Source organism: Streptomyces chrestomyceticus JCM 4735, assembly GCF_003865135.1.
Taxonomy (GTDB): Bacteria; Actinomycetota; Actinomycetes; order Streptomycetales; family Streptomycetaceae; genus Streptomyces; species Streptomyces chrestomyceticus.
This window is the reverse complement of record NZ_BHZC01000001.1, coordinates 8,373,605-8,396,097: the sequence shown is the minus strand read 5'-3', so window position 1 is coordinate 8,396,097 and position 22,493 is coordinate 8,373,605. Positions and strand designations below refer to the sequence as shown.

Sequence of the window (22,493 nt, the reverse complement as noted above, 5' to 3'; positions counted from 1 at the left end):
ACGGCGGGCGCCTGGCCCGTTATGCCCGGCGGACGGGCCGCCGGGCGTCGGCGCGTCAGCCGACGGGGGCCTTCTCCCCAGTGTCAGAGATCGTCTTCCCGGTCTCGGGAGCCATCTCCCCGCCGCCCGGCGCCAGTTCAGGTGCGAGCAGACGCATGGTCGACGGCCCCTCGCGCCGTTCGGCGAGCAGGTGCAGCCTCTGAACGCCCTCCCCGGCGGCGGCTCCGAGCGCGGCAAGGCAGGCGCAGGCATCGTCGCCGAAGCCGGCGAACCGATAGGCGATGTCCATCATGCGGTTGCGTTCGGTGCGCCGGAAGTCGGCGGCGAGGTGCGCGCCGGCCTGTGCCGCCTGGTCGATGAGCCAGTTGAGGATCACCGAGCCGGCGCCGAAGCTGACCACCCGGCAGGAGGTCGCCAGCAGCTTGAGGTGCCACAGCCGCGGGTGGCGCTCCAGGAGGAGGACGCCCACCGCGCCGTGCGGGCCGAAGCGGTCGGTGAGGGTGACGGTCAGCACCTCGTGGTCGGGGTCGGCCAGCAGCGCGCGCAGCGTTGCGTCCGAGTAGTGCACACCGGTCGCGTTCATCTGGCTGGTGCGCAGGGTGAGTTCCTCGACGCGGGAGAGGTCTTCCTCGTCGGCCCGCTTGATGGTCATGACCAGGTCGAGGCTGCGCAGGAAGTCCTCGTCGGGGCCGTTGAAGGTTTCCTTCTCGGCGTCCCGGCGGGCGCCTGCCTGGTACATCTCGCGGCGCCGGCGGGAGTCGACGGTGACGGTCGCCGGGCTGAACTCGGGCAGTCCGGTGAGCGAGGTGGCCTGTTCGGCCGGGTAGCAGCGGACGTCCGGGGCACCGTAGGTGACCTCGGCGCGCTCGGCGGGCTGGTCGTCGATGAACGCGATGGTCTTCTCGGCGAAGTTCAGCCGCTCGGCTATCTCGCGGACCGCGTCGGACTTGCGGCCCCAGCCGATCCGGGGGTGCACGAAGTACTCGGCCAGGCCCAGTTCCTCCAGCCGCTTCCAGGCCAGGTCGTGGTCGTTCTTGCTGGAGACGGAGTGCAGGATGCCGCGGGAGTCCAGCTCCACGAGGGTGTCCAGGATGCCGGGGAACGGTTCGACGTTCGCGTCCTCCAGCAGGGTGCCGTCCCAGATGGTGTTGTCCAGGTCCCAGACCAGGCACTTCACGAGGGTTGTCTTGTCGGCCACGAGTTCTCCTACGGGCTTCGCTCGCGTGGCCCGCGGACGACGCGGGCCGGGGGGAGTCAGAGGGACGGGGACGGCGGGGCGGATCTCCGGCGGGTCAGCCGGTCTTCGTGGTGGACAGCACGTGGTCGGCGAGGATCAGGCGGCAGATCTCGTTGCTGCCCTCGATCAGTTCCATGAGCTTGGCGTCACGGAACGCGCGGGCCACCACATGGCCGTCGGCGGAGCCGGTCGAGCCGAGCAACTGGACCGCGGTGGCGGCGCTGCGGGCGGCCTGCTGGGCGCTGACGTGCTTGGCCAGGACGGCCATGGTGCCCAGGTCAGGGGCGGCGGCGTCCCACTGCCGGCTGGCGTGCTCGCAGGCGCGCAGCGCGACCTGTTCGGCGACCATCAGGTCGGCGAGGTGTCCGCGTACCAGTTGGTGCTCGGCCAGGGCCACTTCGCCCTGGTGGCGCTGTTGCGCGTGCCGGCCGGCCGCGTCCAGGCAGGCCCGCAGGATGCCGACGCAGCCCCATCCGATGGACACCCGCCCGTAGGTCAGGGCGGTGGTGAACAGCATGGACAGGGGCTGTCCGCCGCCGCCGAGCACGTGGGAGGCGGGCAGCCGTACCTGGTCCAGCCGGATGTCGGCGTGTCCGGCGGCCCGGCAGCCCATCGGGTGCGGCACCGGCCGGATGTGCACACCGGGCGCGTCGACGGGGACGATCGCGGCGGCGGCGCCGTCCCCGTCGCCGTACCGGCCGATGATCAGCACGAAGTCGGCGTAGCGGGTGCCGGTGACCCACTTCTTCTCACCGTCGATGACGTAGCCGTTTCCGTCGGCCTTGATGCGGGTGGTCATGGCCGCCAGGTCGCTGCCGGCGCCCGGTTCGCTGAAGCCGACGGCGGTGAGTTTGCCGCCGGTCAGCTCCGCGAGCAGCTCGCGCCGCTGGGTGCGGTCGCCGAAGCGCTGGACGGTCCAGGCCACGATGCCCTGTGAGGTCATCACCGAGCGCAGCGAGCTGCACAGGCTGCCGGCGTGGGCGGTGAGTTCGCCGTTGGCGGCGCTGCTCAGGCCGAGGCCGCCATGGTCGGCGGGGACCTGCGCGCACAGCAGGCCGCGGGCGCCCAGGGTCCGCAGCGTCTCTACGGGCAGTTCGCCGGCCACGTCCCAGTCGCCGGCCCGGTCGCCGACGAGCTCGCTGATCAGGGCGCGCCCGTCGGCCAGGGGGTCTGTCATGTCAGTGCGCCTCCGCCGTGCCCCGCAGCCGCATCACCAGGTCGGTCATGGTCTGCACGGTGCGGAAGTTGTCCAGCTTGAGGTCGCCGCCGACGATGGCGATGTCGTACGCCTCCTCCAGGTGGACGACGAGCTGCATGGCGAACATGGAGGAGACCATGCCGGAGGAGAACAGGTCCTGGTCCGGCTCGACGGTGGTCTGGATCCGCTCGGTGAGGAAGTCGAGCAGTTCCTTGTGCACGGTCTCGGCGGTGAGGGCGGCGTTTTCGCCTTCGACGGTCATGATGCGGCCTTTCCGTAGTCGTAGAAGCCCCGGCCGGTCTTCCGGCCCAGGTGGCCGTCCCGCACCTTGGCGAGCAGCAGGTCGCAGGGGCGGCAGCTCTCGTCCCCGCGGCGTTCGTAGAGCACATTGAGGGAGTCGACCAGGTTCTCCAGGCCGATGAGGTCGCCGGTGCGCAGCGGCCCGGTGGCGTGGCCGAGGCAGCCCTGCAGCAGGTTGTCCACCGTCTCGACGGAGGCCACGCCTTCCTGGACGAGCATGGCCGCGGTGTTGATCAGCGGGTGCAGCAGCCGGTTGATCACGAAGCCCGCGGAGTCCTCGATGACGAGGGATTCCCGGCCCAGGACCGTGAGCAGGTCGGTGGCGCGTTCCAGAGTGGCGGGAGAAGTCTGCGGGCCCCGGATGACCTCGACCATCTTGATCATGTAGGCGGGGTTCATGAAGTGCACACCCAGGAGGTCTTCGGGGCGCGCCGTCCAGGCGGCCATCTCCTCGATCGGGATGCAGGAGGTGTTGGAGATCAGGGTGGTGCCGGGCGCGACGAGCTCGGATGCCGCGCCGAGCACCTCCTTCTTGACCTCGGCGACCTCGGTGACGGCCTCGACGACCGTGCCGGCGTCCGCGATGTCGTCCAGCTTCGCGGTGATCGTCAGCGTGCCCTGCGGGCGGTCCGCGGGCAGTACGTTCATCAACTGGGCGTGCCGCAGCTTGTGCCGCACGGTGCCGTCCGCCCGGTCGCGGGCGCCCTCGTCCGTCTCGACCAGGACGACGTCGACGCCGTGGCCGAGGGCCAGTGCCGAGATGTTCGTGCCCATCACGCCGGCGCCGACGACGGCGAGCCGGTGCTCATCGAAAGCAGTACTCATGGTCTCTTCCCTGGGTTCGGTGGGCCGGTGATGGCGCGGCCGGCGTCGGGCGGGTTCGGGTCATCGGCGCACCCTGGCGGCCAGGGCGGCGGGGGTCGGGTGCTCGAAGACGTCGCGCAGTTGGAGGGCGATGCCGGTGACGTCCTCGACCTGCTGCGTCAGCACGGCGGCGAGCAGCGAGTGGCCGCCCGCGTCGAAGAAGTGGGTCTGCGCGGTGACCTCACAGCTCAGCAGTTGCTGCCAGATCGCGACGAACTCGCCGACGAGGGTGTCGTCGGCCGCGGCGTCCGGGGCGGTGGGCCCGACGGTGTCCGTAGCGGGCTGCTCGCGGGGATGCCAGACGAGGGTGCCGTCCGGCTGCCACTCGGCGAGCCGCCCGGTGCGGTGGTGGCGCCCGTATCCGGGATGGTCCGGCAGGGCCGGGCCGTCCGGTGCGTCCAGCGCCGTACCGGTGCCGGCGAGGCAGAGTTCTCCGCGCACACCGACGGGCAGCTCCCGCCCGTCGGGGGCGGCGACGAACGCCCGGGTGTTGCCGATCGGGCGGCCCCGGCGGGTGTCCTCGGGGGTGGTGACCCGGCCGACGAGGGCCCAGCCGGTGGTCTGCGGGGCGCCGTAGCCGCAGTACAGCCGGCAGTCCGCGGCGAGCAGCGCCTTCGCGGCCGGTGCGGACAGCTCGTCACCGGCGACCAGGACGGTCAGTCCGGACAGTTGGCTGCCCAGCTCCTCCACCACCTGGGGCGCGGTGCCCGGCGGTACGGCCAGCACGTCCGCCCCGTGCCGTTCGGCAGCCGCGCGCAGGGCGGCGGCGTCGGTACGGGCCTCCTGGGGAACCGGCACGAGCCGGCCGCCGACGCTCAGCGCCAGGGCGGCGTCGAAGAGCGCCGCGAGGGTGCCGGGCCGGGCCAGGTTCAGCACACCGGTGCCGGGCCCGACGCCGAGCCCCCGGGCGAAGTGGGCGACGGTGTCGGCGATACCGGCGTGGCTCAGCACGACGGCCGACTGCGCCTCGGCCTCCTCGCCTGCGGGCAGTCGGCAGGCGGGCGCGTGCCGTCGGGGTTCGTCGCCGTACGGGGCTGCGGGCGCGCCGGAGCGCTTGGGGCCGGTGCCTGGGCCGGTGCCGGGAAACGCGGGCAGCGGCAGGGCGGGGGGCATGTTCGCCCCGGCGGGCAGGTCCACTCCGGCGGGCACCTGCACTCCCGCTCCGGTGAGTACGGTCTTCGCCTCGGCCTGCGTCAGTCGCCGGGCCTGCAGGAACGATTCCTCGCAGGGGTCGAGCGGGAGGCAGACGGCACCGGCCCGCCAGCAGCCGAGGAGCGCGGCAGCCGTCTCGCCCGGCGCCGCCGCGACCGCGACCACCTCTGCGGGCCGCACCCCGGCGTCCGCCAGCCGCTCGCGGACGACGTCCGCGGCCGCGTCCAGCTCGCCGTAGGTGATGCTCCGGTCGCCGTCCAGCACGGCCACATCGGCGGGACGACTGCGAGCCCAGGAGGTGAATGCCGCCTCTACCGTGGCTGGTTGGCCGTCCAATGCGGTGTCGTTGGCCCGGTCGACCGTCTCGCGGTCTTGCTCGCTCCAGCCCGCCGTCTCGCCGAGCGGCCGGCCCGGGTCCTCGGCGGCCGTGACGAGCAGCGCCTCGAAGCGGGCCAGCAGGGCCGCGGCGTCGGCGGGGGCCAGCGTCCGGGAGTGTCGCAGCATCAGTTCGGCACGGGCCGGGGAGCCGACCAGTTCCAGGTCGAACTTGCTGTGCGGGTTCTCCACCGTCAGCAGCCGGGTCGGCATCCCGTCCACCCGCAGCTCACCGACGGGCGCGTCGGGGAGGAAGTTGAACAGGTGCCGGAAGAGCTGGGTCTGCCAGGACGTGCCGATGCCCGGCAGCTCTCCGGCGAGTTCGTCCACCGAGGTGTGCGCGTGCGCCATCGCGCCGAGGAAGGCGTCCCTGGCCTGGCGGGCGAGCGGGCGGAAGCCCTCGGCGAGGTCCACCCGGATACGGACGGGGACGACGTTGACGTGGTAGCCGATGGCGCCGGCGTCGGCCCCTCGGACGTCCACCGGGGAGCCGATCACCAGATCCGGGCCGGCGCCGTGGGCGGCGAGCAGGGCGGCATAGGCGGCGAGCATCACCGCGCCCATCGGCGCCCGCGCGGCACGCTGCAGCTCGACCGCGGCCTGCTGGGCCCGGGGGCCGAGGGTCCGCACGGCGCTCTCGCCGGCCAGCACCGGCTGCCGCCCGCGCGGGGTGCCGCACCACAGGTCCAGGCCGGTGGGGTCGAAGCCGTCCAGGGTACGGCGCCAGTGGTCGAGGTCGGCGGGGCGCGGCGCGGGCTCGGCGAGGGCCGGAACCGGCGAGACGGCGTGCTCGGGCAGCGGCCGGCCGGCCGCGACGGCGTCGTAGACCGGGACGAGCGCCTGCAGCAGGACGCCGACCGAGACCATGTCGAACACCAGGTGGTGCACGGCCACGCAGAGCACGTCACCGTCGGCGGTGGTGGCGGTGGCGACCCGGATCAAGGGCCGGCCGTCGAGCGGGAAGGGCCGGTCCACGAACGCGGTCAGGTCCTCGGCCAGCGGCCCGCCGGACAGCTCCAGCGGCTCCACCGGGACGGCGAACTCCCCGGCCGGAACGGTCTCCTTGAGCAGCTCCGCGCCGTTCGCACGGAACACGGTGCGCAGCACCTCGAACCGGCCGGCCACCACGGCCAGGGCCGCGCCGAGCACGTCCGGCCGCAGCCGGCCGCTCACCTGGAGCGCCAGCCCCAGGTTGTTCACCCCGGTGTCCGGGACGAGCTGCTCCAGCAGCCAGAGGGCCTTTTCCTTGTTCGTGGTGGCCGTATGCGCGTCCCCCGGCCGGGGTGCGGATTCCGGGGCGCGTGCCGAGAGGTCCGGCTGGTCGTTCATGCCGGTCAGAATTCGGTGTTGGCGAGCAGGGCGCGCACGGTCGACGCATCCCGCAGGAGATCGATGTGGCGGGTCTCGACGGGTATCCGCCGGCCGATCGCCGCGGTGGCGGCGTTCACGACGGTGGTGGCACCGGCCTTCTCCAATTCGCCGTAGTCGGCCGAGGTGAGGCCGATCGCATCGCCCCAGGCACCGGCCGGGTCGATACGGGACGAGGCCGAGAGCCAGGTCATGTACGACTCGAAAAGCAGCACCATCTCTTCGCAGCGGGACTCCGACAGACCGATCCGCCGGAAACCCGAAGCGGCCAGCTCCCGGTACAGCTCGACCATCTGCCCGGCCGCCTCCGCCATGCCGATCGACGGGGTGGCGACGATTTCGACGGCCCGTTTCCGGCCTCCCTCCGCCTCCTGCTCGCTGAGCACCGCGGCGGCCTGCCCGATCATCTTGTGCATCTCCGAGGCCAGCAGCGGCAGATCGGCGAGCTGTGCGTCGAACAGCACCACCTGGGGCATCCTGCCCTGCACCGCCGCCAGCCGCTCGGCGACCCGGCCCGCGTAGACCGCGCCGACGCAGTATCCGAGCACCGCCACGACCTCGTACTTCTCCCAGTCGCCCGACCGCAGCCAGTGGTCGGTGTAGAAGTCGCCGGACGGCCGGTCGGCCAGCCGCACCGGCGGCGGCGAGGTCTGCAGCACCCCGTGCCCGGACCAGGCGGTGCCCATTCCCTTCACCAGGTCGTCGAAGCCCGCCTCGTGACGGCCGGCCGCAGGAAAGTCGACGCCGAGTATCAGGGAATTCGAGGCAGGCTCGGCTATGACGCTCCAGGCGTTCTCGTTCGGCACTTCTCATCCCATCATCGGAGTTGGCTGGCTGGTTTCCCCGCACTGCAGCCTGCGGAACTGAGCAACGAAATCCGGTCGGGCATCGGCGCTTTCCCGGATTTCCGGCGGTCTGCTACCGGTCTTCGGGAGTGCCTTCCCGAAGTGCCACCGTCAGCTCGCCGAGCAGGTACTCCGCGATGGCTTCCGGCATATAGAGGTCATAGACGAAGCCCTCCGGCAGTGTAAGACCAGTCAGCTCGTTCATTCGCAGCCGCAGTTGAACGGCCGACATCGAGGTCATGCCGAGTTCGAAGACGTCGCCGTACTGCGGGACGGAGTCCACGGACCCGTATCCGAGCATCGCCGCGATCTCCTCGCGGACCAGTGCGCTCAACAGCTCCTGCTGCTGCGCCGGGCCGACTTCGGCGAGCCGTTGCCGCCAGTCGGCCCCGGCACCGTGCGCACCTTCCGGTGCGGTGCCCTCGGCCGTGCCCGCGGCATCGGTCTCGGCCGTCCCGTCCGGTGCGGTGCGCTCCCGGCGCCAGGCAGCCACGTACGCCAGTACCTCGCCCAGTGGCATGTCCTCGCGCAACGGCGTGCCGGTGCCCAGCACCTCGCTCAGCGCGCTCATGTCCTGCTCCGCCAACGCGGACCACAACCGCTGCTCGTCCGGGGACAGGGAGCCGGCCGCGGGAGCTTCGGCAGCGGTCCGGGTCGGCGGTTGCGGCCAGTACCGTTCCCGCTGGAAGGCGTAGGTGGGCAGGTCAACCCGGCGTCCGCCGCCCAGCACCGCGGCCCAGTCGACGGTCACGCCCCGCACGTGCAGGGCGGCCAGCGCGGAGGTGAACGCCCGCAGGCCCAACTCCCCACGGCGCAGGGCCGCGGTGACCACGGGCGCACCGTCGCGGTCCGCGCCGCTCCCTTCGGCCTGGAGGGCCTGGGTCAGGGCGGTGGCGAGCACCGGCTCCGGGCCGACCTCGACGTACGCACCGAGCCCGGCTCCGGCCAGGGCCTCGGCCAGCTCCCTTACGGGGACGGGCGGTTCCTGCCCCGGGTACGGCAGCCAGTGCTCGGCCTCCAGCTCCGCGCCGTCCACCCAGTCCATGGACCGGGTGGAGTAGAGCGGCACCGTCCCCGGCCGCGGTTGGACGGCGCCCGGACCGGCCGGTGTCCCGCCGCACAGCACGGCCAGCCGGGCCGCGTCCGCCGTCGTCAGCACACCGGCCACCTGGGCGGCGGCGATCTCGCCCACCCCGTGCCCGGCCACCGCGGCCGGGTGCACACCGGCGGAGCGCCACAGCGCGGCGAGCGCCACCAGCACCGCCCACAGCACCGGGCGGTGGATCTCGGGGGCGGTGAGCACCGGGCTGACCCCGCCGGCCCGCAGCACCTCGGTCACCTTCCAGTCCACGAAGGGCGCCAGGGCCTGCTCGCAGTCGGCGATCCGGTCGGCGAAGACCGGCGACTCCTCCAGCAGCGCGGCCACGGCGTCCAGCCGGACGTCCGCGCCGGGACCTCCGGGTGATGCGGCCGCGCCGGGGAAGACGAAGACCGGTTTGCGGCCCGCCTTAGCGGTTCCGGTCACCACGTCCCGGGTCTGCACCCCCGCGGCGGCCACCGCGAGGCCCGCCAGCAGCCCGTCCCGGTCCGTGCCCTGCACCACCGCCCGGTGGTCGAAGGCGGTACGCGTGGTGGCCAGCGAGAATCCGACGTCCACCAGGTCGAGTTCCGGCCGCTCCAGCAGGAACTGGCGCAGCCGTCCCGCCTGGGCCCGCAGCGCTTCCGGGGTCCGCGCGGACAGCGGCCACGGCACCGCCGACGGTACGGCCGAGCCGGCCGCCGGAGCGGTTGCGGCACCGGGCGGGGGCCCCGCGTGGGTCTCGGGGCCAGCCGGCGGTACGTGGGTCTCGGGGCCAGCCGGCGGTACGTGGCTCTCGGGCCCGGCGGGCGGTACGTGCCTGTCGGACCCGGTGGGCGGTACGTGCCTGTCGGACCCGGCGGGCGGCGCGGGTGCCTCTTCGAGGATGACGTGCGCGTTGGTGCCGCTGATGCCGAAGGAGGAGACGCCGGCCCGGCGGGGCCGGCCGTTCGCCTGCCACGGCACCGGCTCGGTGAGCAGCCGCACCTCGCCACCGGTCCAGTCGATGTGCGGGCTGGGCTCGTCCACGTGCAGGGTGCGCGGCAGCTCTCCGTGTTGGAGGGCCAGCACCATCTTGATGACACCAGCGACACCCGCAGCGGCCTGAGTGTGACCGATGTTGGACTTCACCGAACCGAGCCACAACGGATCGCCCTCGCCGCGATCCTGACCGTAAGTGGCCAGCAGCGCCTGCGCCTCGATGGGGTCGCCGAGTGTGGTGCCGGTGCCGTGCGCCTCCACCACATCCACGTCACCGGGCATCAGACGGGAGTTGGCCAGCGCGGCGCGGATCACCCGCTGCTGCGACGGCCCGTTGGGCGCGGTCAAACCGTTCGACGCACCGTCCTGGTTGGTGGCACTGCCCCGCAGCACCGCCAACACCGGGTGACCGTTGCGCTGCGCGTCCGAAAGCCGCTCGATGACGAGCAGACCGGCCCCCTCGGCGAAGCCGGTGCCGTCGGCCGCGGCGGCGAACGCCTTGCAGCGGCCGTCCGCGGCCAGCCCGCGCTGGCGGGAGAACTCCACGAACGTACCCGGAGTGGCCATGACCGTCACACCGCCCGCCAGCGCCAGCGAGCACTCCCCCGACCGCAGCGACTGCGCGGCCAGGTGCAGCGCCACCAGCGCCGACGAGCAGGCCGTGTCGACCGTCACCGCCGGGCCCTCCAGCCCGAAGGTGTAGGCCAGCCGGCCGGACAGGACGCTGGTGGCGATGCCAGTCATCAGGTGCCCCTGGGACTCGGCGCCGCCCTGCGCCAGCACACTCGTCTCGTAGCCCGAGGTGTAGCCGCCGACGAAGGTGCCGGTCGGGCTGGAGCGCAGGGTGGCCGGGTCGATCCCCGACCGCTCGAACGCCTCCCAGGCAAGCTCCAGCAACAGCCGCTGCTGCGGGTCCATGGCAAGGGCCTCGCGCGGGCTGATCTCGAAGAATCCGGCGTCGAAGGAAGCGGCGTCCTGCACGAACCCGCCGGCCTGTGTACGGGCGGTGCCGCTCCGCGCGGCGTCCGGGTCGTGCAGCCCGTCCAGGTCCCAGCCGCGGTCGGTGGGGAAGGCCGAGATGGCGTCCTCGCCGTCGCGCAGCATCCGCCACAGGTCCTCGGGGTCGGCCGTGCCGCCGGGGAAGCGGCAGCTCATCCCCACGATGGCGATCGGCTCGTCCGGCGCCCCGGCTCCTGACGTCTCCGCTGCCGCCGGGGCGGTGGCGGCCTTCGTGCGCGCCTGCGGCCCGTCGCCGAGCCGTCCGCGCAGGTGGCCGGCGAGCGCGGCCGGGTTGGGGTAGTCGAAGACCAGGGTGGCGGGCAGCCGCAGCCCGGTCGCGGTGTTCAGCCGGTTACGGAGCTGGACGGCGGTGAGCGAGTCGAAGCCCAGGTCTGTGAAGGCCCGGCCCGGCTCGACGGCTTCGGCCGAGGCGTGCCCCAGGACGGCGGCGACGTGGGCCCGTACCAGGTTCAGGAGCATCTCGTCGCGCTCGGCGGCGGGCAGTGCGGCCAGTTGCCGGTGCAGCGAGTCCGCGTTCGCGTCGTCCGTCCCGGCGGCGCTGCGCCGCCCGGTTCCGGCGCTGACCAAGGCCCGCCACAACGGCGGGACCTGCGCACTGCGCGCCGCCTGGGCCCGCAGCCCGGCCAGGTCCAGCCGCGACGGCACGAGCACCGCCTCATCCCGGGCCAGACACAGATCCAACAGCGCCAAGCCCTCGTCGGCACTGAGCGCCAACGCACCACCACGCGACATCCGGGACCGGTCGGAATCGGCCAGTTGCCCGGTCAGCCCGGATACCTCGGCCCACAGCCCCCATCCCAGCGAGACACCCGGAAGGCCCGACGCCCGCCGCTGCGCGGCCAGTGCGTCCAGGAAGGCATTGGCCGCCACGTAATTGCCCTGCCCCGGCACTCCGAACGCCGCCGCCGAGGACGAGAACAGTACGAAGTGGTCCAGGTCCAGTCCCCGGGTCAGCTCGTGGAGGTTCCAGGCACCGTCCGCCTTCGGCCGCAGCACCCCGGCCACCCGCTGCGCGGTCAGGGAACCGACCGTACCGTCGTCCAGCACACCCGCGGTGTGCACCACAGTCCGCAACGGCGCTGGCGCCGGGATTGTTGCTACCACTGCGGTCAGCTTCTGGCGGTCCGCGGCATCACATGCCGTCACCTGCACCGAAGCACCTGCCTGTGCCAACCGCGCGGCCAGCACTGCCGCACCGGCCGCACCGGGCCCCGAACGGCTGGTCAGGACCACGTGCTCGGCCCGCCCCGACACCACCAGGTGCCCGGCCACCAGACCACCCAGCGTGCCCGTACCGCCCGTGATCAGCGCCGAACGGGCACCGGGCGGGTTGGCGGGTCGTTCAACTGCCGCCGTGGAGCCGGATGGACGGGTCAGCCGCCGCCCGTGGACGGCGGTGTCGCGAATGGCCACCTCGGGTTCCCCGGCGGCGAGTGCGGCCGGGAGCGCGTCCGGGAGTACGGCGATCTGGTCGGCGGTGTTGGTGGCCGGGAGGTCGACGAGGAGCAGCCGGTCGGGGTTCTCGGACTGGGCCGAGCGCACCAGGCCGGCCAGGGTTGCTGCCGGCAGATCGGTCACGCCCTCATCGGCCGAGACCGCCACCGCGCCACGCGTGAGGATCACGAGTCGGCTGTCCGCCAACCGTTCCTCGCCCAGCCACTCCTGTGCCAGGAGCAGGGTCTCGCCAGTCATCCGGGCAGCGGCCCGCGCCGGGTCTTCCTCGCTCCGGCCTTCGCCACCGGCGCAGGCCAGGACGAAGGCGGGGTCGATCTTCCGGTCCGCTGTGGCAGCGGCCAGCTCCTTCAGTCCGGGGAAGCACTGCACTGGGATGCCGGTCCGGCCCAGGGTCTCGGCGACAGCGAAGCGGTCGGCGCCGATCAGTGCCCACTCCCCGGCGACGGGGGCTATGGACTCGGTGCCGCTGATGGGCATCCAGGCGACGGTGAACAAGGCATCCGCCACCGGCGACACGGCGCTGCCGAGCTGGCCGGTGTCCACCAGGCGGGTGATCAGCGAGGTTACGGAAATCACCGGCTGACCTGCGGCATCGGCGGCCGTCACCGTCAGCGTGCCTTGCGCATCACGACGCAAGCGGGCGCGCAGCACCGATGCGCCACTGGCGTGCAGCTCCACACCGGTCCAGGCGAACGGCAACCTAACCTCTTCGGTTGCGCTCTCTTCCGCGTCGCCCATCAGGAAGGCAGCCTGCAGTACGGCGTCCAGCAGCGCCGGGTGCAGGCCGAAGGCGGCGGCGTCCTGCGCCACTTCCTCGGGCAGTGCCACCTCGGCGAAGACGTCCTCGCCCCGCCGCCATGCTGCCCGCAGTCCCTGGAACGCCGGACCGTAACCGTAGGGGCCTTCGGCAGCGGACTGGTAGAGGTCGGAGACGTCTACCGTGGTGGCGTTACGGGGCGGCCACACCTCGAAGTCGTCGTCGGCCTCGGCTGCCGGGCCGGCGGGGGCGAGCGTGCCACTGGCGTGCTGCGTCCACCCCTGCGACTGACCAGCGACATCGAGCCGGGAGAAGACCTCGACGCTACGGCGGCCTTCGGCATCCGGCCCGGCCAGCACCACCTGGATCTGGACCGCAGCGCCGTCCTCGGGGAATGCGAGCGGCGCCTGGAGCGTCAGCTCCTCCAGCACACCGCAGCCGGCCTGGTCCCCCGCGCACACGGCCAGCTCCACGAAGCCGGTGCCCGGCAGCAGCACCACACCGCCGACGGCGTGGTCGGCCAGCCAGGGATGCGTACGCACCGACAACCGGCCGGTGCACACCAGACTCTCGCCAGCCGCCAGTTCAACCGCCGCGCCCAACAGCGGATGTCCCACCGCACCCAGGCCCAGCGACACCGGATCACCACCGGAAACCGTGGCTGCCGCCTTCGGCCAGAACCGCTCGTGCTGGAACGCGTACGTCGGCAGCTCCACCCGCTTCCCAGCGGGAAGCACCGCCTGCCAGTCCACCGACGCCCCGTTGACGAACGCCTCGGCGAGCGAGGTGACCAGTTGGGTCGGGCCGCCCTCGTCGCGGCGGAGCGTCCCGCAGACGGCCGCCGGGACGATGCCCGGGCCAGCCTCCTGGGCGACCTCTTCCAAGGTGTCGTTCATCGCCCCCATCAGCACCGGATGCGGCGTCACCTCGACGAACACCTGATGACCACGGCCCGCCAGCACCCGCACCGCACGGTCGTAATGCACCGTCGCCCGCAGGCTGCGGAACCAGTAGCTGGCGTCCAGCTCCTCGCCCGTGAGGGTTTCGCCGGTCATCGCGGAGACCATCGGGACGCGGCCCCGGCGCGGGGACATTCCGGCCAGGACGGTGGTGATCTCCTCTTCCAGCCGGTCCACCTGGGCACAGTGGGAGGCGTAGTCCACCGCGACCATGCGGGCGCGGGCGCCCGCCGCCTCGAACTCGGACTTCAGCTCCTCCAGAGCCGCCGGTTCGCCCGAGATGACGGTGGCCGACGGGCCGTTGACCGCCGCCAGGGACACCCGGTCCCCGAACCGGGCCAGGCGTTCCTCGACCTCAGCCGCCGGACGGCTGACCGACAGCATGCCACCGGCACCCGCAAGAACCTTCAGCGCACGGGACCGCAACGCCACCACGCGGGCGCCGTCCTGAAGCGACAGCATCCCGGCGACCGTGGCAGCGGCGATCTCCCCTTGCGAATGCCCCACCACCGCATCCGGAGCGACACCAGCCGCCTCCCAGACAGCGGCCAGCGAAACCATCACCGCCCACAGTGCGGGCTGGACGACATCGGCCGCCTCCAGCGCCGGAGCGCCCTCCGCGCCCGCCAGGACATCGCTGAGCGACCAGTCAACGTACGGCGCCAACGCCGCAGCACACTCCGCCAGCCGACCCGCGAACACCGGCGAGGTACGCGCCAGCTCCCGGCCCATCCCGACCCACTGCGACCCCTGCCCGGCGAAGGCAAACACCGGGCGGGCGTCCGGGCGGGCCGTGCCCGCGACCAGCGATCCCGAGGGCGTGCCGGATGCCAGGCCCGCGAGCCCCGCCAGCGCCTGATCCCGATCCCAGCCCACAACTACCGCACGGTGCTCGAAGACCGACCGGGTGGCTGCCAGCGACCAGGCCACATCGGCCGATCCCAGCTCCGGGCGAGCCGTCAGCCAGTCCCGCAGCCGGTCCGCCTGCGCGGCCAGACCCGCAGCCGAACGGCCGGACACCAGCCAGGCGCTCACCGTCTCGGCAGCCGCGTCCGCCCCGGCCATGGAGAGCACCGATGCCGAAGTCGCTGTGTCAGCGTCGACGGGGTCCCCGTTACCGTGCGCGGGTTCCTCGGCGGGGGCTTCCTCCAAGAGGACATGGGCGTTGGTGCCGCTGATGCCGAAGGAGGAGATGCCGGCGATGCGCGGCCGGTCGTTCGTCTGCCACGGCACCTGTTCGGTGAGCAGCCGCACCTCTCCCTCGGTCCAGTCGATGTGCGGGGAGGGCTCGTCCGCGTGCAGGGTGCGCGGCAGTTGACCATGCTGGAGGGCGAGCACCATCTTGATGACACCGGCGACACCCGCAGCGGCCTGAGTGTGACCGATGTTGGACTTCACCGAGCCCAGCCACAGCGGCCGTCCCTCGGGGCGCTCCTGACCGTAGGTAGCCAGCAGCGCCTGCGCCTCGATGGGGTCACCCAGCTTCGTACCGGTACCGTGCGCCTCCACCACATCCACGTCGGCCGCCGTCAGATGCGCACCAGCCAGGGCAGCGCGGATCACCCGCTGCTGCGACGGCCCGTTGGGCGCGGTCAGACCGTTCGACGCACCGTCCTGGTTGACCGCACTGCCCCGTACCACCGCCAGCACCGGGTGCCCGTTGCGGCGGGCATCCGAGAGGCGTTCCACGACCAGGACGCCGGTGCCCTCGGCGAAGCCCATGCCGTCCGCGTCGGCCGAGAATGCCTTGCAACGGCCGTCCGCGGCCAGGCCGCGCTGTCGGCTGAAACCGACGATCCCGTCCGGGGTCGAGATGATCGTGGAACCGCCCGCGAGCGCCATCGAGCACTCCCCCGCACGGATCGCCTGGCAAGCCAGGTGCAGCGCGACCAGGGACGAGGAGCACGCCGTGTCCACCGTCACGGCCGGGCCTTCCAGGCCGAGGGCGTAGGACACCCGGCCGGACAGCACGCTGGTGGCAAAGCCGGTGGTCAGATTCCCCTCCGCGCCCTCGTCGCCGGTCGCCACGCCGATACCGTAGGCCGAGGCGAAACCGCCGACGAAGACACCGGTCTGACTGCCGCGCAACGCGGACGGGTCGATGCCGGCCCGCTCCAGCGCCTCCCAGGAAGTCTCCAGGACCTGTCGCTGCTGGGGATCCATGGCCAGCGCCTCACGCGGGCTGATCCCGAAGAAGTCCGCGTCGAACCCGCCGGCGTCGCCGATGAAGCCGCCTTCCCTGGTGTAGGAGGTGCCGACACTGTCGGGGTCCGGGTCGTAGAGCGCCTCCACGTCCCAGCCGCGGTCGTCCGGGAAGCGGGAGACCGCGTCGGTGCCATCGGCGAGCAGCCGCCAGAACCCCTCGGGGTCGTTCACCCCGCCGGGGAACCGGCAGGCCAGGCCGACGATCGCGATCGGCTCCCCGGAGGTCTGCTGCGTCGTACCGGTCGGCAGCGGGCTCACGGCCTGCCCGTCGCCGTCACCGTCGCCGATGATCCGGGCCTTGAGGTGGCCGGCGAGCGCGGCCGGGTTGGGGTAGTCGAAGACCAGGGTGGCGGGCAACCGCAGCCCGGTCGCGGCGCTGAGCCTGTTACGCAGTTCGACGGCGGTGAGCGAGTCGAAGCCCAGGTCGGTGAAGGCCCGGCCCGCCTCGACGGCTTCGGCCGATGCGTGCCCCAGGACAGCCGCCGCATGCGTACGGACCAGATCCGTCAGCAGCCGGGTCCGCTCCTGGCCGGACAGTCCGGACAACCGCTGATGCAGCGAGTCCGCGCCCGCGTCACCGGCCCCGGCAGCGCTGCGCCGCCCGCTACTGGCGCCGACTAGAGCCCGCCACAGCGGCGGGACCTGCGCACTGCGCGCTGCCTGGGCCCGCAGCCCGGCCAGGTCCAGCCGGGACGGCACCAGCAGCGCCTCATCCCGGGCCAGACACAGGTCCAGCAGCGCCAGGCCCTCGTCGGCACTGAGCGCCAACGCACCACCACGCGACATTCGGGACCGGTCGGACTCCGCCAACTGCCCGGTCAGCCCGGACACCTCGGCCCACAGCCCCCATCCCAACGAGACACCCGGAAGCCCCGACGCCCGCCGCTCAGCAGCGAGTGCGTCCAGGAAGGCGTTGGCCGCCACATAATTGCCCTGCCCCGGCACTCCGAACGCCGCCGCCGAGGACGAGAACAGTACAAAGTCCTCCAGCTCCGGAACCAGGTCCCGGGTCAGCTCGTGGAGGTTCCAGGCACCGTCCGCCTTCGGCCGCAGCACCCCGGCCACCCGCTGCGCGGTCAGCGAACCGACCGTACCGTCATCCAGCACACCCGCGGTGTGCACCACGGTCCGCAACGGACACCTGGCCGGGACCGCCGCCACTACAGCAGCCAGCTCCGGGCGGTCCGCGGCATCACATGCCGTCACCTGCACCGAAGTGCCCGCCTGCGCCAACCGCGCGGCCAGCGCCGCGACACCAACCGCACCGGGCCCCGAACGGCTGGTCAGCACCACATGCTGCGCCCGCCCCGACACCACCAGATGCCCGGCCACCAAGCTACCCAGCGTGCCCGTACCACCCGTGATCAACGCCGAACGGGCACCGGACCGGGCCGCTTCCGGCTGCTGCGCTGCGGAGAAATGCGCGGGGATCGTCAGGACAATCTTGCCGGTGTGCCGGGCCTGCTGCATGAACCGGAACGCGTCCCGCGCCCGGCGCACCTCCCAGGCACGCATCGGCAGCCGCTGCAGTTCGCCGGCGGACAGCAGTTCCACGATCCGGCTGAGCATGGTGCCCAACCCCTCAGGGCCTGCCTCGCCGAGGTCGAACGAGCGGTAGGTGACACCGGGGCGGTCCGCAGCCACCGCTTGCGCGTCGCGGACGTCGGTACGGCCCATCTCCACGAACGCCCCGCCTCGCGGCAGCAACCGCAGCGAGGCATCGGTCAGCTCACCCGCCAGGGAGTTCACCACGATGTCCATACCCGCACCATCCGTGGCGGCCAGGAAGTCCCCCTCGAATCCGGCACTACGGGAGGACGAGACGTGCTCCGCATCCAGACCCATCGCCGCCAGCACCGGCCACTTACCCGGACTCGCAGTCGCAAAGACCTCCAGCCCCAGGTAACGGGCGATCTGCACCGCCGCCATACCAACCCCACCGGTAGCGGCATGCACCAACACCCGCTGCCCAGGCTTCGCCCCGGCCAACTCCGCCAACGCGTACCAAGCAGTCATGAACGCCGTCGGCACCGAGGCCGCCTCGGCGAACGACCAGCCGTCCGGAATCCGCACCAACTGCCGGGCGTCGGTGACAACCACCGGGCCGAACCCGCCCTCACCGATTCCGGTCACCCGGTCGCCCGGGACGAGGTGGCCCACCCCTGGCCCGGCTTCGAGCACCGTTCCGGCGATCTCGCTGCCCAGCACACCACCGCCCGGATACATGCCCAGCGCGATCAATACGTCGCGGAAGTTCAGCCCGGCAGCACCGACGGCGATACGGACCTGCCCGACCGCCAGCGGTTCGTCCGCCTCCGGCGCCGGGAGCAACGACAACCCCTCCAGCGAACCGCCCGCGTCCGGCTCCAGCCGCCACCGGCCCTCCGGAACCGACAGCTCCCCAGAGGGACGCACCAGTCGTCGCGCGTGCACCGCGCCATTTCGGAGCGCCAGCTCCGGCGCCCCGGTGGCAACGGCAACCGGCAGCTCGGTGACCTGCTCCGCAGTGCCGGTGGCCGGCAGGTCGATGAGAAGCAGCCGGTCGGGGTTCTCGGACTGGGCCGAGCGCACCAGGCCCGCCAGGGCTGCTGCCGGCAGATCGGCCACCCCCTCACCGGCCGAGACCGCCACCGCACCACGCGTCAGAACCACCAGACGGCTCTCCGCCAGCCGCTCCTCACCCAGCCACTCCTGCACCAGAACCAGGGTCTCGCCAGTCACCCGGGCCGCAGCCCGCGCCGGGTCTTCCCCGCTCCGGCCTTCGCCACCGGCACAGACCAGAACGAAAGCGGGATCGATCTCCCGGCCCGCTGCGGCAGCGGCCAACTCCTCCAGCCCGGGGAAACAGCGCACCGGTGTCCCGGCAGCCGTCAGCCGCCCGGCGACATCGAAGCGGTCAGCGCCGATCAGCGCCCACTCCCCGGCAACCGGGGATACAGACTCGGCGCCGCTGACCGGCATCCAGGCGACGGTGAACAAGGCATCCGCAACCGCCGACCCGGCACTGCCGAGCTGGCCGGTGTCCACCGGACGGGTGATCAGCGAGGCCACGGAAATCACCGGCTGACCTGCGGCATCGGCGGCCGTCACCGTCAGCGTGCCCTGCGCGTCACGGCGCAACCGGGCGCGCAACACCGACGCACCACTGGCGTGCAGCTCCACACCCGTCCAGGCGAACGGCAACCGGATCTCGCCCGGCTCACCCTCACCCTCAGCCTCAAGCAAGGCACTGGCATGCAGTACGGCATCCAGCAACGCCGGATGCAGGCCGAAGGCAGCAGCGTCCTCAGCCACCTCCTCCGGCAGCGCCACCTCAGCGAAGACCTCCTCGCCCCGGCGCCACACCGCCCGCAGCCCCTGGAACGCCGGACCGTAACCGTAGGGGCCTTCGGCAGCGGACTGGTAGAGGCCGGAGACGTTCACCGTGGTGGCGTTACGGGGCGGCCACACCGCGAAGTCATCCTCGGCCGCAGCCGCCGGACCGGCAGGGGCCAACACACCGCTGGCGTGCTGCGTCCATCCTTGCGACTGACCAGCTACATCGGATCGAGAGAAGACCTCCACGGCACGGCGGCCTTCTCCATCCGGCCCCGCCAGCACCACCTGGACCTGGACAGCAGCGCCGTCCTCGGGGAAGACCAGCGGGGCGTGCAGCGTCAGTTCTTCCAGGAGCCCGCAGCCGGCCTGGTCCCCCGCGCGCACCGCCAGCTCCACAAAGCCAGTGCCGGGCAACAACACCACACCGCCCACGGCATGGTCGGCCAGCCAGGGATGCGTACGCACCGACAACCGGCCCGTGCACACCACACCTTCGCCAGCCGCCAGTTCAACCGCCGCGCCCAACAGCGGATGACCCACCGCACCCAGGCCCAGCGACACCGGATCACCACCGGCAGCCATGGCGGTCGCCTTCGGCCAGAACCGCTCGTGCTGGAACGCGTACGTCGGCAGCTCCACCTGCTGCCCAGCGGGAAGCACCGCCTGCCAGTCCACCGACGCCCCATTGACGAACGCCTCCGCCAGCGACGCCACCAGACGATCCGCACCGCCCTCATCGCGGCGAAGCGTTCCGCAGACAGCCGCTGGCATGACTCCCGGGCCCGCTTCCTGAGCGAGGTCCTGAAGGGTGTCGTGCATGGCACCGACCAGCACCGGATGCGGTGTCACCTCGACGAACACCTGATGACCCTGACCGGCCAGCACGCGCACGGCACGGTCGTAATGCACCGTCGCCCGCAGGCTGCGGAACCAGTAACCGGCGTCCAACTCCTCACCCGTCAGCGTCTCGCCAGTCATCGCGGACACCATCGGGACGCGGCCCCGGCGTGGGGAGATCCCGGCCAGGACAGAAGTGATCTCCTCCTCCAACCGGTCCACCTGAGCCGAATGCGAGGCGTAATCCACCGCCACCATACGGGCCCGGGCACCCTCCGCCTCGAACTCCGCCCTCAGCTCCTCCAACGCCTCCGGCTCACCGGACACCACCGTCGCCGACGGCCCGTTGACCGCCGCCAGAGACACCCGCTCCCCGAACCGAACCAGACACTCCTCAACCTCCGACGCCGGACGACTGACCGACAGCATCCCACCCGCACCCGCCAACACCTTCAACGCACGCGACCGCAGCGCAACCACGCACGCGCCGTCTTCAAGCGAGAGCATCCCGGCGACCGTGGCCGCAGCAATCTCCCCCTGCGAGTGACCCACCACCGCCTCCGGGACGACACCCGCCGCCTCCCAGACAGCAGCCAGCGAAACCATCACCGCCCACAACGCAGGCTGGACAACATCCGCCGCCTCCAACGCCGGAGCACCCTCCGCACCCGCCAACACCTCAGTCAGCGACCAGTCAACGTACGGCTCCAACGCCGCAGCACACTCATCGAGTCGCGCCGCGAACACCGGCGAAACCCCCGCCAGCTCCCGCCCCATCCCCACCCACTGCGAACCCTGACCAGCAAAAGCAAACACCGGCCGACCACCCAACCGAGCCACACCGGACACCACCGCCCCACCCGGAACACCCGACGCCAGCCCCCCAAGCCCCGCCAGCACCTGCTCCCGATCCCCGCCAACCACAACCGCACGATGCTCGAAAACCGAACGAGTCGCCGCCAACGACCACGCCACATCAACCGGCCGAAGCGCCGAACGAAGCGAAACCCACTCACCCAGCCGCCCCGCCTGCGCCGCCAACGCCCCAGCAGTCCGCCCAGACAGCACCCACGCACCGGCACCAGCCACCACCGGAAGCACCGGCTCCCCGGACTCCCCAACAGCTTCAACACCCTCCGCCGCAGGAGCCTCCTCCAAGATGACGTGCGCGTTGGTCCCACTGAGGCCGAATGAGGAGACGCCGGCCCGCCGCACCCGGTCCCCGCTGGGCCACGGCACCGGCTCGGTCAGCAGCTTCACCTCGCCGGATGCCCAGTCCACGTGCGGGGAGGGCTCGTCCGCGTGCAGGGTGCGCGGCAGCTCACCGTGCTGGAGCGCCAGCACCATCTTGATCACACCCGCCACACCGGCAGCCTGCTGGGCGTGGCCGATGTTGGACTTCACCGAGCCCAGCCAGAGCGGCCGTCCCTCGGGGCGCTCCTGACCGTAAGTGGCCAGCAGCGCCTGGGCCTCGATCGGGTCACCCAGCTTCGTACCGGTACCGTGTGCCTCCACCACGTCCACCTCGGACGCCGTCAAACGCGCACCGGCCAGAGCAGCGCGGATCACCCGCTGCTGCGACGGCCCGTTGGGCGCGGTCAGACCGTTCGACGCACCGTCCTGGTTGACCGCACTGCCCCGCAGCACCGCCAGCACCTTGTGCCCGTTGCGGCGGGCGTCGGACAGTCGCTCCACCACGACCATGCCGGCGCCCTCGCCCATGCCCATACCGTCCGCGTCGGCGGAAAACGCCTTGCAGCGGCCGTCTGCGGCCAGGCCGTCCTGCCGGGAGAACCCGCGGATCCCGATGGCCGAGGCCATCACCGTGGCCCCGCCGGCCAGCGCCAGCGAGCACTCCCCCGCACGTACGGCCTGCGCCGCCAGGTGGAGCGCCACCAGTGAGGAGGAACAGGCGGTGTCCACCGACACCGCCGGTCCCTGCAGGCCTAGCAGGTAGGAGATGCGCCCGGACATCACGCTGGTTGCGCCACCGGTGATCAGGTGCCACTGCAGGTCGTCGGTGTGCAGGGCGGGGTTGGCGCCGTAGTCGGAGGGACCGACGCCGACGAACACACCGGTCTGTGAGCCGCGGAGGGAGGCGGGTGCCACCCCGGCCCGCTCCAGCGCCTCCCAGGAGGTCTCCAGCAGCAGCCGCTGCTGGGGGTCCATGGCCAGCGCCTCGCGCGGGCTGATCCCGAAGAAGTCCGCGTCGAAGGCGGCCGCGTCCCGCAGGAATCCGCCCTCGGCCGACGAGGAGCTGTCCGGCCGGCCGGGGTCGTGCAGGTCCTCGGTGTCCCAGCCACGGTCCGCGGGGACGCCGGCGATGGCGTCCCCGCCGGTGGAGACCAGCTCCCACAGCTCTTCCGGGGTGGTCACACCCCCCGGGTACCGGCAGCTCATACCGACGATCGCCAGCGGTTCCGAGGCCGCCGAGACGAGCTGCCGGTTCTGCTGCCGCAGCCGCTCGGTCTCCTTCACGGAGGCACGCAGCGCTTCAAGGAGCTTGTCGGCCTGTCCTGTCATCGCTGCCTCCACGCATCGAGC

General features: G+C 72.4%; 6 protein-coding genes and 2 pseudogenes. All 8 read right to left on the bottom strand.

The window, feature by feature from the left end; genetic code table 11:
• Window positions 1–55: 55 nt before the first annotated feature.
• On the bottom strand, window positions 56–1,198 hold the full coding sequence (locus tag EJG53_RS36260; RefSeq protein WP_125048454.1) for an HAD-IIIC family phosphatase: 1,143 nt from the start codon (window positions 1,196–1,198) through the stop codon (window positions 56–58).
• Between the two features lie 94 nt (window positions 1,199–1,292).
• The gene (locus tag EJG53_RS36255; RefSeq protein ID WP_125048453.1) at window positions 1,293–2,414 is read right to left on the bottom strand and encodes an acyl-CoA dehydrogenase family protein; all 1,122 of its coding nucleotides are present in this window, start codon (window positions 2,412–2,414) and stop codon (window positions 1,293–1,295) included.
• Between the two features lies 1 nt (window position 2,415).
• Entirely contained in the window at window positions 2,416–2,697 is a 282-nt protein-coding gene (locus EJG53_RS36250) for an acyl carrier protein (RefSeq protein WP_125048452.1), read from the bottom strand.
• On the bottom strand, window positions 2,694–3,560 hold the full coding sequence (locus EJG53_RS36245; protein ID WP_125048451.1) for a 3-hydroxyacyl-CoA dehydrogenase family protein: 867 nt from the start codon (window positions 3,558–3,560) through the stop codon (window positions 2,694–2,696). The genes EJG53_RS36250 and EJG53_RS36245 overlap by 4 nt, the downstream gene beginning before the upstream one ends.
• Window positions 3,561–3,620: 60 nt before the next feature.
• The gene (locus EJG53_RS36240) at window positions 3,621–6,455 is read right to left on the bottom strand and encodes a condensation domain-containing protein (RefSeq protein ID WP_125048450.1); all 2,835 of its coding nucleotides are present in this window, start codon (window positions 6,453–6,455) and stop codon (window positions 3,621–3,623) included.
• A gap of 5 nt (window positions 6,456–6,460) precedes the next feature.
• Window positions 6,461–7,300, bottom strand: a complete 840-nt coding sequence (locus EJG53_RS36235; RefSeq protein WP_125048449.1) for a hypothetical protein — start codon at window positions 7,298–7,300, stop codon at window positions 6,461–6,463.
• 112 nt (window positions 7,301–7,412) lie between these two features.
• A pseudogene (locus EJG53_RS44310) lies at window positions 7,413–9,023 on the bottom strand (acyltransferase domain-containing protein); the annotation flags it as partial.
• A gap of 264 nt (window positions 9,024–9,287) precedes the next feature.
• Window positions 9,288–22,484: pseudogene (locus EJG53_RS43015) on the bottom strand (SDR family NAD(P)-dependent oxidoreductase); the annotation flags it as partial.
• Window positions 22,485–22,493: the final 9 nt, after the last annotated feature.

What these genes read in the sequence shown, in the direction of transcription:
- EJG53_RS36255 (WP_125048453.1), bottom strand. Translation starts at nt 2,414, where the DNA reads ATGACAGACCCCCTGGCCGACGGGCGCGCCCTGATCAGCGAGCTCGTC.
- EJG53_RS36250 (WP_125048452.1), bottom strand. Translation starts at nt 2,697, where the DNA reads ATGACCGTCGAAGGCGAAAACGCCGCCCTCACCGCCGAGACCGTGCAC.
- EJG53_RS36245 (WP_125048451.1), bottom strand. Translation starts at nt 3,560, where the DNA reads ATGAGTACTGCTTTCGATGAGCACCGGCTCGCCGTCGTCGGCGCCGGC.
- EJG53_RS36240 (WP_125048450.1), bottom strand. Translation starts at nt 6,455, where the DNA reads ATGAACGACCAGCCGGACCTCTCGGCACGCGCCCCGGAATCCGCACCC.